Source organism: Thalassobaculum sp. OXR-137 (assembly GCF_034377285.1).
In the GTDB taxonomy this organism is placed as follows: Bacteria; Pseudomonadota; Alphaproteobacteria; order Thalassobaculales; family Thalassobaculaceae; genus Thalassobaculum.
Map to the genome: position 1 here is coordinate 2,707,759 of NZ_CP139715.1, position 13,729 is coordinate 2,721,487.

At 67.6% G+C, this 13,729-nt stretch carries 15 protein-coding genes; 9 read left to right on the forward strand and 6 right to left on the reverse strand.

The features are described 5' to 3' along the window. The first annotated feature begins 85 nt into the window (after window positions 1–85). Complete coding sequence (locus T8K17_RS12765; protein ID WP_322334886.1) at window positions 86–646, forward strand: type 1 glutamine amidotransferase domain-containing protein; 561 nt, start codon at window positions 86–88, stop codon at window positions 644–646. 81 nt (window positions 647–727) lie between these two features. Here the strand turns inward: T8K17_RS12765 and T8K17_RS12770 are convergent, their stop codons facing one another. After that, window positions 728–1,969: a Zn-dependent hydrolase gene (locus T8K17_RS12770; protein ID WP_322334887.1), complete on the reverse strand. Its 1,242-nt coding sequence runs from the start codon at window positions 1,967–1,969 to the stop codon at window positions 728–730. A gap of 14 nt (window positions 1,970–1,983) precedes the next feature. Then, entirely contained in the window at window positions 1,984–2,952 is a 969-nt protein-coding gene (locus tag T8K17_RS12775; RefSeq protein WP_322334888.1) for an aldo/keto reductase, read from the reverse strand. A gap of 95 nt (window positions 2,953–3,047) precedes the next feature. On the opposite strand from T8K17_RS12775, the gene T8K17_RS12780 reads away from it, so the two are divergent. From T8K17_RS12780 to T8K17_RS12790, 3 genes are all read left to right on the forward strand, one after another. Beyond that, window positions 3,048–3,941: a TauD/TfdA family dioxygenase gene (locus T8K17_RS12780; protein WP_322334889.1), complete on the forward strand. Its 894-nt coding sequence runs from the start codon at window positions 3,048–3,050 to the stop codon at window positions 3,939–3,941. Window positions 3,942–4,061: 120 nt separating this feature from the next. After that, window positions 4,062–5,897: a diguanylate cyclase gene (locus T8K17_RS12785; protein ID WP_322334890.1), complete on the forward strand. Its 1,836-nt coding sequence runs from the start codon at window positions 4,062–4,064 to the stop codon at window positions 5,895–5,897. 114 nt (window positions 5,898–6,011) lie between these two features. Beyond that, entirely contained in the window at window positions 6,012–7,835 is a 1,824-nt protein-coding gene (locus T8K17_RS12790) for a diguanylate cyclase (RefSeq protein WP_322334891.1), read from the forward strand. Here the strand turns inward: T8K17_RS12790 and T8K17_RS12795 are convergent. Continuing rightward, complete coding sequence (locus T8K17_RS12795) at window positions 7,819–8,280, reverse strand: Lrp/AsnC family transcriptional regulator (protein WP_416153186.1); 462 nt, start codon at window positions 8,278–8,280, stop codon at window positions 7,819–7,821. The two genes, T8K17_RS12790 and T8K17_RS12795, sit on opposite strands and share 17 nt — an antisense overlap. A 102-nt stretch (window positions 8,281–8,382) precedes the next feature. Here T8K17_RS12795 and T8K17_RS12800 point away from each other — a divergent pair, with 102 nt between their 5' ends. Continuing rightward, window positions 8,383–8,619 (forward strand): DUF6356 family protein, encoded by a 237-nt coding sequence (locus tag T8K17_RS12800; RefSeq protein ID WP_322334893.1) that lies wholly within the window; start codon window positions 8,383–8,385, stop codon window positions 8,617–8,619. 12 nt (window positions 8,620–8,631) lie between these two features. Here T8K17_RS12800 and T8K17_RS12805 read toward each other — a convergent pair whose 3' ends face one another. After that, a complete protein-coding gene (locus T8K17_RS12805; protein WP_322334894.1) occupies window positions 8,632–8,991 on the reverse strand; it encodes a DOPA 4,5-dioxygenase family protein in 360 nt (119 codons plus the stop codon). Window positions 8,992–9,199: 208 nt separating this feature from the next. Between T8K17_RS12805 and T8K17_RS12810 the strand changes: the two genes are divergently transcribed. Continuing rightward, window positions 9,200–9,985 carry a hypothetical protein gene (locus tag T8K17_RS12810; RefSeq protein WP_322334895.1) on the forward strand — a complete coding sequence of 262 codons (786 nt, stop codon included), beginning with the start codon at window positions 9,200–9,202 and terminating at the stop codon, window positions 9,983–9,985. Window positions 9,986–9,999: 14 nt separating this feature from the next. On the opposite strand, the gene T8K17_RS12815 is transcribed toward T8K17_RS12810, so the two are convergent. Continuing rightward, window positions 10,000–10,905 (reverse strand): hypothetical protein, encoded by a 906-nt coding sequence (locus T8K17_RS12815; RefSeq protein WP_322334896.1) that lies wholly within the window; start codon window positions 10,903–10,905, stop codon window positions 10,000–10,002. 222 nt (window positions 10,906–11,127) lie between these two features. Here T8K17_RS12815 and T8K17_RS12820 point away from each other — a divergent pair, with 222 nt between their 5' ends. The 3 genes from T8K17_RS12820 to T8K17_RS12830 all read left to right on the forward strand — a co-directional run bounded on the left by T8K17_RS12820 (window position 11,128) and on the right by T8K17_RS12830 (window position 13,430). Continuing rightward, complete coding sequence (locus T8K17_RS12820) at window positions 11,128–11,745, forward strand: hypothetical protein (protein ID WP_322334897.1); 618 nt, start codon at window positions 11,128–11,130, stop codon at window positions 11,743–11,745. 143 nt (window positions 11,746–11,888) lie between these two features. Next, window positions 11,889–12,830, forward strand: coding sequence for an acetamidase/formamidase family protein (locus T8K17_RS12825; RefSeq protein ID WP_322334898.1), 942 nt, complete (start codon window positions 11,889–11,891; stop codon window positions 12,828–12,830). Window positions 12,831–12,869: 39 nt separating this feature from the next. After that, window positions 12,870–13,430, forward strand: a complete 561-nt coding sequence (locus T8K17_RS12830; protein ID WP_322334899.1) for an RBBP9/YdeN family alpha/beta hydrolase — start codon at window positions 12,870–12,872, stop codon at window positions 13,428–13,430. A gap of 11 nt (window positions 13,431–13,441) precedes the next feature. On the opposite strand, the gene T8K17_RS12835 is transcribed toward T8K17_RS12830, so the two are convergent. After that, on the reverse strand, window positions 13,442–13,696 hold the full coding sequence (locus T8K17_RS12835) for a hypothetical protein (protein WP_322334900.1): 255 nt from the start codon (window positions 13,694–13,696) through the stop codon (window positions 13,442–13,444). Window positions 13,697–13,729 lie beyond the last annotated feature (33 nt).

A 13,729-nucleotide genomic window follows, 5' to 3' on the forward strand; every position in this document is an offset into this window, starting at 1 on the left:
CGCAGCCGCGGCCGCGCCTTTCGGGGCGCGTCGTCCGGCGGTTGCCGGCGGGGGCGGACCCCACCGAGATATGATGGAGAAAACGATGCCCAACATCGCTGACGCCAAGATCGCGATCCTCGCCACGCACGGGTTCGAGAAATCGGAACTGTTCGAGCCGAAGCGGCGTCTGGAGGAGGCCGGTGCGACGGTCACCGTCGTGTCGCCGGAATCCGGCGCGATCAAGAGCTGGGACGAGAAGGACTGGGGCGAGACGGTCGATGTCGACATGGATCTCGCCGACGCCAAGGCGGGCGATTTCGACGCGCTGGTTCTGCCGGGCGGTCAGATCAACCCGGACATCCTGCGCGCCAACCCCACGGCCGTCGCTTTGGTGAAAGCGTTCTACGATGCCGGCAAGACCGTGGCCGCGATCTGCCACGGTCCGTGGCTGCTGGTCGAGGCCGGCGTGGTCAAGGGCCGGAACGTCACGTCCTACGGCTCGATCCAGACCGACGTGAAGAACGCCGGCGGCCTTTGGGAGGATTCCGAGGTCGTGGTCGACCAGGGCCTGATCACCTCGCGCAAGCCGGACGACCTCAAGGCGTTCTGCGAGAAGATCATCGAGGAGGTCCAGGAAGGCCGTCACGACCGCAAGGCCGCCTGACAGCTCGACCTGACCGTCTGACACCATGACATCGATCCCCCTTCCGGTCTCCGGGAGGGGGATTTTCTTTGGGGGCGCGGCCTACCGGTTCGCCCGGGCCACCACCGCTTCTGCCAGCACCTGGATGCCGGGAAGCTGGTCCTCCAGCGAGGTGTTCTCCGCCTCGTTATGGCTGATGCCCTCGTCGCAGGGGGTGAAGATTAGCACCGAGGGCGCGATCTTGGCGATGTTGTAGGCGTCGTGGCCGGCCTGGCTGCGCAGTTCCATCAGTTCCACGCCCTGGCCGGCGGCGGCCTCGCGGATCAGGTCCTGCAGTCCGGCGTCGAAGACCGGGGTGTTGAAGCTCCAGGCATCGCCGACGGCGACATCGGTGCGCGAGCGCTGGGCGCAGTCGACCAGGGCGTGGCGGATTTCCGCCTCCATGGTCTCGGTGAGGTCCTTCTCCGGTGAGCGGAAATCGACGAAGAGGGTGGCCCGGTCGGAGATGATGCCCGGCTTGTTCGGCCAGGCCTCCAGGCGGGCGACGGTCGATTTCGCCTCCCTGTCGGCGTATTTCAGGCCGATCCGGTCCACCTCCAGGGCGACGGAAGCGGCGCCGACGATGGCGTTGCGGCGGCGGTCCATCGGGGTCGGGCCGCTATGGGCGTTCACCCCCTCGACCTCGATCCGCATGCCGCGGGCAAAATAGGTTCCGGTGACCAGTCCGAGCTTGATCCCGGCCTCGTACAGCGCCGGACCCTGCTCGATATGGATCTCGAAATAGCTGTCGAACTCCCGGCCGCCGACCGGCGCGTCCCCGGCGTAGCCGATCGCGTTCAGCGCGTCGGCGACGGTGGTGCCGTCCTCGTCGGTGCGGCCCAGGGCCCAGTCGAGCTCGTACAGGCCGGCGAAGACGCCGGAGCAGAGCATCGGCGGCGGGAAGCGGCCGCCTTCCTCGTTGGTCCAGTTCACCACCTCGATCGGCCGCCGGGTCTCGATCCCCTGGTCGTCGAGCGCCCGCAGGATTTCCAGCCCCGCCAGCACGCCGACGATGCCGTCGAACCGGCCGCCGGCGGCCTGGGTGTCGAGATGGCTGCCGATCACCACCGGCGGAAGGTTGTCGTGGGTGCCGCGCCGGCGCGCGAACATGTTGCCGAGCTTGTCGACGTTGAGGGCGTAACCCGCATCGGTGCACCACCCGGCGAACAGGTCGCGCACCTCGCCGTCGGCCGGGCTCAGGGTCAGCCGGGCGAGGCCGCCCCGCGGTCCCTTGCCGATCTCCGCCGACGCCTCGATGGTGGACCAGAACCGCGCGCCGTCGATGGCGATGGAATTGCGGGCCATGCTTTTCGTTCTCCTCAGTCGAAGCTCGCGTCGATCCGTCGGACCAGGTCGGCATCCAGCGGCCCCCTGGCTTCCGCCACCAGCGCCATCTCCAGTTCCCGGCGGTTCTTCACCCCCAGGACAACGGTGTCGACGCCGTCCATGGTCAGCGCGTAGCGGTGGGCGAGGTCGGCCGGATCCTCGCCGATCTCGGTCGCCAGTTTGCGCCAGCCTGCGGCCCGTTTGTAGTCCAGCATTTCCGGGTGATCGTCGGGCAGGGGACGGTCGATCTCGGCGGACAGCGCGCCCGCCTGCACCGCCTTGATGCCGAGCACGCCGACGCCGTTGGCCTTGGCGGTGGCGATCACCTCGCGCTGTTTGGTCGGGCCGTCGTAGAATTTCAGTGCGCCGGGGCTGTCGATCGAGTTGCTGATGGCCTGCACGGCGGCGGGGGCCGGGCTCTCGCCCAGCAGCTTGATGATCGCGTCCGGCTGGCCGATGCCGGTCAGGCCCCAGGCGCCGATCAGCCCCTCGGCCATGAATTTCTCGAAAAGCGGCCGCACATGCTCGCAGAACACCGAGTACGGGGTGACCCGCAGGGCCGCGTCCGGATGGCCGCGCATGGGATGGTCATCGGGCGCGACGTTGGAGTGCAGGAAGAACAGGTCGATCTTCTCCACCTTCATCAGCTCCAGGCTGGTGGCGATGGAGCTGCGCAGCCGGGTCTCGATCTCGGCCGGAGGCGTGCCGCCGAGCAGGCACTTGGTGGTCACCCGCACACCGGCCGGAAGCTTGCCGCCGAAGGCCTCGCCGATCACCGACTCCGCCTCGCCGTCGCCGTAGCGCGGGGCCATGTCGAGCAGGGTGATGCCGCCGTCCACCGCGGCCTTGACCGTGGCGACGCATTCCTCGCGCGTCGTCTTGCCCCACAGATGGCCGATCCCGCCGCCGCCGAGTGTCAGGGCGCTGACCGGGCCGAAGGACCCGAGGGTGCGCTGTTCCATGCGTCTCTCCCGATTTCTTGTTGTGCCAGCAACGCTAGCAGGCGAGGCATGGTCGGGTGTACCCTCCTAAAAAACAGGGAATACGGGAGGAACTTATGAGTGATGCAGCACAGGCCTCGCAGGGTGCCCTGCACGCCCGCCCGCTGACCCCCGTCGTCGGCGCCGAGATCCTCGGTGTCGATCTCGGCGCGGTGAGCGACAGCCAGTTCGCTTTCATCCAGGACGCCTTCGACCGCTATGCCGGCCTGCTGTTCCGCGGCCAGGATCTGTCGCCCGAGCAACTGGTGGCCTTCAGCCGGCGATTCGGCGATCTCGATCACGCGCCGATCATGGAGAACGGCCAGACCGCGGTGCCGGGCCTGCCCGAGGTCTATCTGGTGTCCAACATCAAGGGAGCCGACGGCAAGGAGATCGGCAGCCTGGGGGCGGGCGAGGCGGTCTGGCATACGGACATGTCCTATCTGCCGGCCCCGCCGGACATCTCCATGCTGCACGCGATCGAGGTGCCGCCGGCCGGGGGTGATACCTGGCTGTGCGGCATGAACGCGGCCTACAACGCCCTGCCGGACGACCTGAAGCGCCGGGCACGGGGGCTGCGGATCAAGCATGACGGCACCTACAATTCCGGCGGCTATGTGCGCCAGGGCGTGACCCCGACGGAGGACCCGCGGGAGAGCCCGGGCACCTACCACCCGGTGGTCATCGCCCATCCGAACACCGGCCAGCCGCTGCTCTATCTCGGCCGCCGCCGCATGGCCCATATCGAGGGACTGGACCTCGCGGAGTCCGAGGCGCTGCTGGACGAGCTGTGGGCCCATGCGACCCGCGACGAGAACGCCTACCGCCACAACTGGCGGGTCGGCGACGTGCTGATGTGGGACAACCGGGCGACCATGCACCGCCGCGACCCGTTCGATGCCTCCGCCCGCCGCCTCATGCGCCGGACCCAGGTGAAGGGGGCGCTCAAGCCGGCGGCCTATGCGGGTTAATCCGCTGCGGGCGTTCAGGTCGTTGGGTTTCTGGCGCGGATTTCGTAAAATGGCGCAGGAATAGGTGGCCGGCCGGTAGAGCAGATGGGCGCCGAAGGTTCCGGATCTTATGGAAATGGCATGCCCGTCCGCGCGTTCCTGATGCTGATCTGCCTGTGCGGCGCCCTTGGCATCCTGCCGCGGACGGCCCTGAGCCAGAGCGGCTCGCCGCATACCGTCCCAATCATCGACCAGTCCTCGATCGGCGACGGGATCGAACTGATCGACCATGCCCTGATATTGCGGGATCCCGGCGGGGCGCTCGACCTCGACCGGGCCCTGGCCTCGCCGGACTGGCAGTGGCTGGACGCCGACAAACGCAATGCAGGAATTACCGACGACCGGTTCTGGGTGCGCTTCCGGCTGCGCAACGACACCGGGATCGCCCGCGAGATGGTCGCGAGTTACGATATCGCCAACCTGATGGATTTCACCGCCTATGTGCGGGCGCCGGACGGCAGCGTGACGCGCACCGACCTGGATCCCGCAATGCCGTACGACCAGCGGGCCCTCGCGTCGCCCCTGCCGGCCGTGTCGATCCTGGTGCCGCCGGGCGGGGAGCGGGACGTGACGGTGGCCTTCGGCAACGCGTTCCCGGTCCCGATGAACACGGATCTGGACCTGTGGACCGCCGCCGGCTTCGCGCGTCACACCCTGCTGACGACCACCTTCATCGTCTTCCTGGTCGGCTGCCTGGGGACGGCGGCGGCTTTCTGGCTGCTGTACGGGGCGTTCATGCGCCAGGGACGCATGGTCGTCTATGCGCTTTACATGACGGGACTGGTCGCGCTGTTCCTGACCTTCACCGGCGTCGGCGAGCAGATCCTCTTCCCGTCGACCCTGTGGCTGCGGGCGCTTGGTTTCCACTGGGTCATGTTCTGTGTGGGCGCCGCCTGTCTGGAATTCGCCCGCCGCCACCTCGATGTCGCCCGGCTGCACCCGGGCCACGACCGCTTCATGCGCCTGGCCGCGGCGTTCAGCCTCTGCATGGCCGTGGTGGCGTTCCCGAGCCGCTATCCGGAGATCGAGGCGCCCCTGACATTCGTCGCGATGAGCGGCTTCCCGCTCTACGTCACCTGGCGGAGCTGGATCGCCTGGCGCCGGGACGGGATATCCTACGCCGGCTGGATGGTGGTCGGTTGGGGCGGCGTGACGGTGTCCTCCGTGATGGGGGTGTTCGGCAGCGTCATCGACCTGTCGTTCGTGACGTTCTCCCAGGCGGATTTCTTGCGCGTTGTCCTGGCCAGCACGGTGGTGGAGAGCCTGTTGCTCAGCGCCTCGCTCGGCCAGTGGCTGCGCGGGCAGGAGGTCCGGCGGATCGCCGCGGAGACGGCGGCCAGCCGGGATGCCCTGACCGGCCTGCTGAACCGGCGGGGATTCGATGCCAACGTTCTGCACCTGAAGCAGATGGGCCTGTGGCCGGGCCGGCTCTGGCTGGCCCTCATCGATCTCGACCAGTTCAAGGACATCAACGACACCTTCAGCCATGCGGCGGGCGATGCGGTCCTGACCCATTTCGCGACCATGCTGCGCCACGAGTTCCGCGCCAACGACCTGACCGCAAGGTTCGGCGGCGAGGAGTTCATCCTGCTGTTCGAGGCCGAGAGCGAGGAGGTCGCCCGGGCCGTGGTGGACCGGGTCCGCCGGCGCTTCGCCGACACGCCGACCCGCTACGAGGGATCGATGATCGGCCATACCCTGAGCGCGGGCCTGGTGCGGATCGCCGACGGCGAGGACCAGCAGGAGGCGACCCTGATCGCTCTGGCGGACGCCGCGCTCTATGCCGCCAAGAAGGCCGGCCGGAACACCGTTCGGGCCGCCTCGGACCTGGCGGAAGGCCACGATCCGGACCGCTCGCACCCGGGCAAGGTGGTCGGCCTGTCGTCCCTGACCGAGACGGCGACGGCCCAACGCTGACCGTCCGCTTTGCCACGGGCCTTTCCGATCATTCGGTTTTGATGATAATGCGCTCGATCACCGGCTAGGCGCTCGGATCGGGCCGCGGATCGCTTGGGACCCGAAGGTAACGGCATGCCTGTTCGCCTGGCAGTTCTGGCGCTGATCGCCTTGATTGCTCTCGTCGTACCCCCGGCCGGCGCGGCCGAGCCCGCGATGCCGTCTGCCATCGAGCTTTCGTCCCTCGACGGGGATGTAAGCCTCCTTGGCCGGGCGCTGTTCCTGATCGAGCCGGACGGCCCGCTTTCCGTCGAGGAGGCCTTGCGCTCCGCCGGCTGGCAGATGGCGACCGAACGGACCCGCAAGCGCGGGCTGACCAGCGCCACGACCTGGATGCGGTTCGCGATCGTGAACGACACCGGCAGGCAGCAGGAGGTCGTCGTCACCCACGACGTCATGCGTCTGACGACCTTCACGGTCTATGCGATCGCCCCGGACGGTCGGGTCCAACGGGGCGACTACGATCAGATGCAGCCCTATGACGAACGCCCTCTGGCCTACGCGGGGCCGGCGCTGGCGATCACGGTTCCGGCGGGCGAAGGGCGTGAGGTGGCGGTGCGCTTCGGCAACGACCATCCGATCCCGATCCATCTCGATCTGATGCTGTGGAGCGAGCGGGGGTTCGAGCACCACTCGGTGACCAACACCGCGTTCTTCGTGTTCTGGATTGGCTGCCTGGCGACGGCGGCGTCGTTCTGGCTGCTCTACGGCATCTTCATGCGCCAGGCCCGCATGATCGTCTACGCCGTCTACATGTCCGCCGTCGCGTCCACCTATGTGATCTTCTCCGGCGTCGGGTTGCAGCTTCTGTTCCCGTCCAATGCCTGGCTTCAGCATATCGGCTTCGACTGGTCCGTCTTCCTGCTGACCGCGGCGGCCTACGAATTCGCCCGGCGGCACCTGGACCTGGCGCACCTGCATCCGAGGCACAACGTCGTGCTGCGGGTGGCGGTGGGGTTCTACGGGACGGCGACGCTGCTGGCGCTGCCGGCCCAGGTCCCGGTCATCGAGACCCCGTTGACCTTCATCGCGCTGATGACGATGCCGTTCCACATGACTTGGCTGAGCTGGGTCGCCTGGCGGCGGGACGGGCTCAAATATGCCTCCTGGATGGCGCTCGGCTGGGGGCTGGTCTCTGTCTCCACCCTGCTGACCGCCTGCGTGACCGCGTCCTTCGTGCCCTTCCTTGCGATCTCGCACATCATCCTCGTGCGGCTGGTCTTCATCGGCATCGTGCTCGAGAGCCTGCTGCTCAGCGCCTCCCTCGGCCAATGGCTGCGCGGTCAGGAGGTCAGGCGGATCGCGGCGGAGACGGCGGCCAGCCGGGACGCGCTGACCGGCCTGCTGAACCGTCGCGGGTTCGACGCCAAGGTCGCAGACCTGAAGCAGGACGGGAAATGGCCCGGCACTCTCTGGCTGGCGCTCATCGATCTGGACCGGTTCAAGGACATCAACGACACCTACAGCCATGCGGCGGGCGATGCGGTGCTGACCCATTTCGCGTCCATGCTGCGGCGCGAATTCCGGGCCACCGACGTGACGGCTCGGTTCGGCGGCGAGGAGTTCATGCTGCTGTTCGAGGCCGAGACCGAGGCCGCCGCCCGCTCGGTCGCCGATCGCGTCCGGCGCCGGTTCGCCGATACCCCGACCCGGTTCGGCGGCGCCGCCATCGGCCATACGCTGAGCGCCGGGCTGGTCCGGGTCGGCGAGAGCGCCGACGAGGAGGAGGCGACCTTGATCGCCATGGCCGACACCGCGCTCTATGCCGCCAAGAAGGCCGGCCGGAACGCCGTCTGCGCCTATTCCGATCTGGCGGACATGCACGGGCGGGACGTCCCGACACCGGGCACGGTGGTCCGGCTGGCGCCCCTGGTGGAGCCGGTTACGGCGCGTAGCTGAGCGGCAGACGGGTGGAGAACTTGATCTCCTCCATGGCGAAGTTGGAACTGACGTCCATCAGCGGCACTGCGGTGATCAGCCGCTTGTAGATCAGGTCGTAGGTGGCGATGTCCGGCACGACGACCTTCAGGATGTAGTCGATGTCGCCGCTCATCCGGTAGACCTCGACGATCTCGTCGATGTCGTCGACCGTTCGGGCGAACTGCTCAAGCCAGTCCATGTCGTGCCGGTTGGTCCGCACCCGCACGATCACGGTCACCCCCAGCGCGATCTTCTCGCGGTCCAGCAGGGCGACCCGGCGGCGGATGACGCCGTCCTTCTCCATGCGCTGGATGCGCCGCCAGCACGGGGTGGTCGACAGACCGACCGTCTGGGCGATATCGGCCAAGGCCATGCCGGCATCGCGCTGTAGAAGGTCGAGGATTTTACGATCTATATGATCCATGGAAAATAATTCTACAGATCGGGCTTCGAAACACAATCAAAGCAAACTCTTTCGCGTCGAACGGGGCCACAATTGCTTTACCTGATCGATATGGAGGCCGATATGCGCATGTTCACCGACCACCCCGCCAGCGTGGGCGAGACCTATGGCGAGCATTTCGGGATGGCGAGCGGCTTCGGCATCCGCATGATCCTGGGCGGCTTGGCCTGCCTGGTGCACGGCGTGCTGCCGTTCCTGTTCACCAAGACCGGCAGCAAGATCGTCACCGAGTTGCACGGCCGGATGGTGACCCACCGCAACCGCCACGCGGCCCCGGCCGACACCCGTCAGACCGCCTGAACACGGCGCCGGCTAGCTGTCGAAGATCGACAGGTTCAGCGGGTAGGACTTCCCCAGGAAGACGACGTGGTCGCGATGGTCGGCCAGGCCGTCGCCGGTGTTGGGGTGGACGAACACGTCGAGGCCGCCCCGGTTCAAGGCGAGCCAGGACAGCACCGGCGCCAGCAGGTCGGGCGTGAAGGCGATCTGATAGCTCCCCATCGGATGCGGCCCTACCGGGCGCTCGTGGAAGCGCCCCATCTCCGCCGCCGGGAAGGCGGCTTTCACCCGGTCGTACAGCGCCCGCGCCGTTGCGGCGGTCTCGGCGTCGAAATACACATGGGCGTGCCAGCTCTCGATGGCCTCGGGGCCGGCTGCTGCTGCGTCTGTCATCGGATCCTCCCTGTCTCCTGCGACTATAGCCCAAACCGCCGACGGTGACGCTGCGGGCCGTGCCCCTGTTCGAGTCGCGGTTCGCGTATTGATTTTTCCATCGTCGGGAAATCAACGCGTGCCGCGAGTCGCGGCCTGCCCATCGTCTGCATACGATTGTCTCCTTAGGGTTGATCTCCCGGTATCAGCATCAGTGGGGGACATCACGATGACTGAGAGACCATTTCTCGCTGGAATCGGCCCGATACACGCCGAATGCGAGTCCAGACGAAGCGAAATCCAGGAATCCCTGATCCGGATCGATCGGGACTTTCACCGATACGGCCTCGACCTGAAGGCCTGCGACGACATCGATACGTTCAAGGCACGGTTGAAGGAGGTCGGCAAATACGTGCCCAGCGCCTTCGACAGCCAGTTCAAGCCGGCCCGGGTGGGCGATTGCATCGGCCTTACGGTGCGCGACGACGACGGCATCGCGGCGGTCATCGGCGTGCGGCTGTACCGCTTCGCCGTCACCTCCCTGGCCGACCAGCTCGAGACCCTGAGCCTGTTCTACAGCAATCCGGCCGAGCAGATGGTGCCGGGTGAGCGCCTGAGCATCCAGGGCGATGCGGATGCCTATGCCTCGCGCATCACCGACAAGGTCTATTGGACGGGCGGGCTGTGGGTCCGGCCGGATCTGCGCGGCCGCCAGACCAACTTCCCGAAGATCCTCGGCATCGCCGCCGGCTCCATGGCCCATGCCCGATGGGGCCGGGTCGGCATGGTCACGGTGACCGAGAAGGTCATGGTGCAGGCGGGGCTGGTGGCGAAGAGCTACGACATTCAGCACGTGCTCGACAGCATCATCTGGACCCACCCGGCCCGGCCGGAAAAGCGGGAATGGGCGCTGCTGGCGAAGGACGCGGACTACGTGGCGCGGCAGACGCTGATCCACAGTGCCGGCGACGTGCCTTTGGTCTATCGCACGGGGGAGAGCCGGCAGATCGCCTGACCGGCCCGGCAGCGCTAGGCCGCTTCCCGGCTCCGGGGGATCGGCGACAGCAGGGCCAGCACGCCGCGGCCGCCGTCGCCGAACCTGGAGCGCCGTTCGGCGGGCAGGTCGACCGGGAGGGAGATCCGATACCACTGGTATTCCTTGAGCCCGTCGCTGGCGAGGATCACGCCCTCGCAGAACTCGACCAGCGGCTCATTCAGGCTCAACGCCGTGCGGGTGGAGGCCTGTACGGACTCGATCATCCCGCGGTCGGGGATCACCTGATCGAGGGTTCCCCCCTCGAAGCCCCGCCAGGTGGCCGGATCCCACGGCGCGTTCGGGGAGCCGTGATAGCGCATGAGCTGGAAGGTCTCGCCCTGGGGCACCATGACCTTGATGCCCCGGTTTATGCCGGCATCGGTCATCAGCTCCAGGATCGGCGACCGCAGGGCGGCGCCGGAGGCCTGCCAGGCGGCGATCAGCCGGGCCACCACAGGGTCCTGGAGCGACAGGAGCGCCGCGCTATCCATGCGGCCCCGGCGGATCGAGTCCCTCGGCGCGCGTGGATTGGCGATCTCCATGCATTTCAGGACGAGGCTGATCATCCGGTCGGGCCGGTCGTCGGAAATCTTGGTGGTGCCGCGGGACGTGGTGACCTCGATGCAGCGCAGCCGCGTCGCCTCCGCCGCCTGGGCATCGACCAGCCGGTGCAGCAGGGCCGTCAGTCCCTTCACGTGAACCGAGCGGGCATCGAAGGAATATTCCTCGAACGCGCCGATGGCGGTGCAGCGGATCCACCCCATCGTATGGATCGCGAAATCGCTGACGTCTTCGCCGAGACGGCCGAGCTTCGCGGCAAGGTCGGCGCCGTTCCCACTGTCGTCGATCCAACGCGTGGTGATGCCGATCAAGCCGGTTCCATGGCCGTTGCTGAACATTGTCCCAACCCTGACTTACATCCGGCCATATGATCTCCCGTATGCAGTGTCGGTCAAGACCGGAGTGCCGAAGAATTAGGCAAACCGCCGAGTCGCAAATGACTTTCCACCAAGGCTTGCAGTCAGACGCGAAACGGTTGAAACTCTCCCGCGACAAACGACGAGGCCGTCCGCGCCGGGTTTTCAGCCCGTTGTTTTCGCGGAGTTCTTTGGGATTTGCCGATGTGCAACATGCTTTTGATTGCCGGACCGGTCACCGATCCGCATCGCTTCATGTCCGAACTCGGCGGCCATCCCGACATCGCGGCGCTTCCGCCGGTGACCCTCGGAAACTCCCTGCACGCCGTCGCCCGTCGAGCCGTGTCGGCAGCGTCGACCGGCGATCGCTCGGGCGATGCCCTGCTGACCCTGGCGCGGGAGGAGGGGGGAGCGGCCCTTGCGTTCTATTTCGAGACCGCGCGGGCCTGCACCGGTAAGCAGGCGATCGTGCTCCACGATCCGAGCGGGCCGCTCTTCCCATTCCTGGATCCGCCGGGAGTCGAGCTGCTCGTCCTGACGCGCCGGGCGGAGTCGGCGGCGGTTGCCGTCGGCGCCGGTGCCATCGGACGGGTGATCGAGGCGGCGCGCCGGGCGCTGGACTCCTTCGACCGCCGCATCGCGGGTTTCGGCGTCGGGGCGGAGCGCATCCACACCGTCGACGAGGAGGATCTGCGCCAGGACCCGCAGACCGTCTGGCCGGAGATCTGCCGTCGGATCGGCGTGGATGACAGCGCGGCCGCCGTGCAGGGCATGATCCGTCCGACCGCCACCCCGTGGAGCCTGCGCAGCGGCCGCTTCTGAGGCCGTCCGACGCCCCGCCCGGCCACGGGTCTTACAACCTTCAATTCTCCCACCGGTCCCGTGCGCGCGGCATCCATTGCAGTGCAGCATCGTCCGTCGCATCATCGGGGAACGATGCGCAATCTCGAGGGACGGGGGACTGAATGGCCCATCATCATCTGAAGGCTTCGCCGGAGACCTGTCACTGGGGCTGGTTCGACGCGGCGATGAAGCCCGCCATGACCATCGCCAGCGGCGACCGGGTGACGGTGGAGACCGTGTCCGGCGCGCCGGAGGACCTGCCGGGCGAGGGCTATCACATCCCGCCGGAACTGCTGGACATCCACAAGCGCTCCGAGCGGCGCATGCCGGGCCACCTGCTGACCGGGCCGATCGCCGTGGAAGGCGCCATGCCGGGCGACGTGCTGGAGATCCGGCTGCTGGACATCAAGCTGCGCCAGGACTGGGGCTATACCAAGGTGCGGCCGCTGGCCGGCGCGCTGCCGGAGGATTTCGACGAGCCGGACCGGATGACCGTGGACCTGGACGCCGAGCGCAATGTCGGCCGCCTGCCCTGGGGCACGGAACTGCCGCTGCGCCCGTTCTTCGGCGTGATCGGCGTCGCCCCGCCGGCCGGCTGGGGCGCGATCTCCACGATCCAGCCGCGCAAGAACGGCGGCAACCTGGACAACAAGGAACTGATCGCCGGTACCACCCTGTACCTGCCGGTCTGGACCGAGGGCGGCAAGCTGTCGCTCGGCGACGGGCACGGCGTGCAGGGCGACGGCGAGGTCTGCGTTACTGCCATCGAGACCGCGCTGGAAGGCGAGATCGAGGTGCATCTGCGCAAGGACCTGTCGCTCGACTACCCCCGGGCCGAGACCCCGGACGCGCGGATCACCATGGGCATGAACGCCGATCTGGACAACGCGGCCAGCCATGCGCTGCGCCAGATGATCGACTGGATCGTGGACACCACCAACCTGTCGCGCAGCCAGGCCTTCATGCTGATGAGCCTTGCGGCGGACGTCCGGGTGACCCAATTGGTGAACCAGGAGAAGGGCATCCACGTGGTGCTCCCGAAATCGGCTCTCGGCGCCGGATGACCCTCGGCCGCCGGGCCGCAGGAAACTGGACGGAATGGCATGAAATCTTCTGAGGCGACGATCCTGGTCCTGCCGGGCCTCGGCGGCGGGACGGACGGGCATTGGTATGAGCGGTGGACGTCCGGTCTGCGCACGGCGGAACGGGTCGATGTCGATGACTGGTCCCACCCGGATCGCGATACGTATGTCGCCGCGATTGTCGCGGCGGTGGCCAAGTCGGAGCGGCCGGTAGTGCTCGTCGGCCATGGGTATGGATCGCTGGCGGTCGTTCATGCCGCACCCAAACTGTCCGACGGCAAGGTGCGCGGCGCCTTTCTGACGGCGGTGCCGGATGTCCAGGAGGCGACCGCGACCCACAAGGTGGCGGAAGCGTACAGGCCAGTGCCGCGCGAGCCGCTGCCGTTCCCGTCGCTGGTCCTGGCCAGCCGGAACGACCCGCACTGTGCCTTCGAGGTGGCGGAGGATCTGGCCGGCGCCTGGGGATCGCGGCTGGTCGATCTGCGGGAAAGCGGCAACGTGGACCCGGACAGCGGGCACGGACCGTGGCCGGAAGGGCTGATGACCTTCGGCAAGTTCCTGGGTCAGCTCACGCCGGCCTGAGCGCCGGCGGGTTAGCCGACCAGCCGCGTCAGGGCGTGCCGCCCGGCGTCGAGCACGTGGTCCAGGTCGTTGGGATGGACGTGAGGATAGTGCTTCACCAGCCATTCCGTGGCCTGGAACGGCGTGTCTCGGTTGCGCTCGTGGTCGATGGTGGCGTCGAGCAGGCCGACCAGGATCGCCACCTTGTCGAGCCGGGAAATCGCCTGATAGCGGGGCGCGGAGTCGCTATCCTCGTCTCGCTGCCCACCGAAGATGTCGAACGCCATGGGATCCTCCCGCGTGCCGGCCGATCCTGTGCG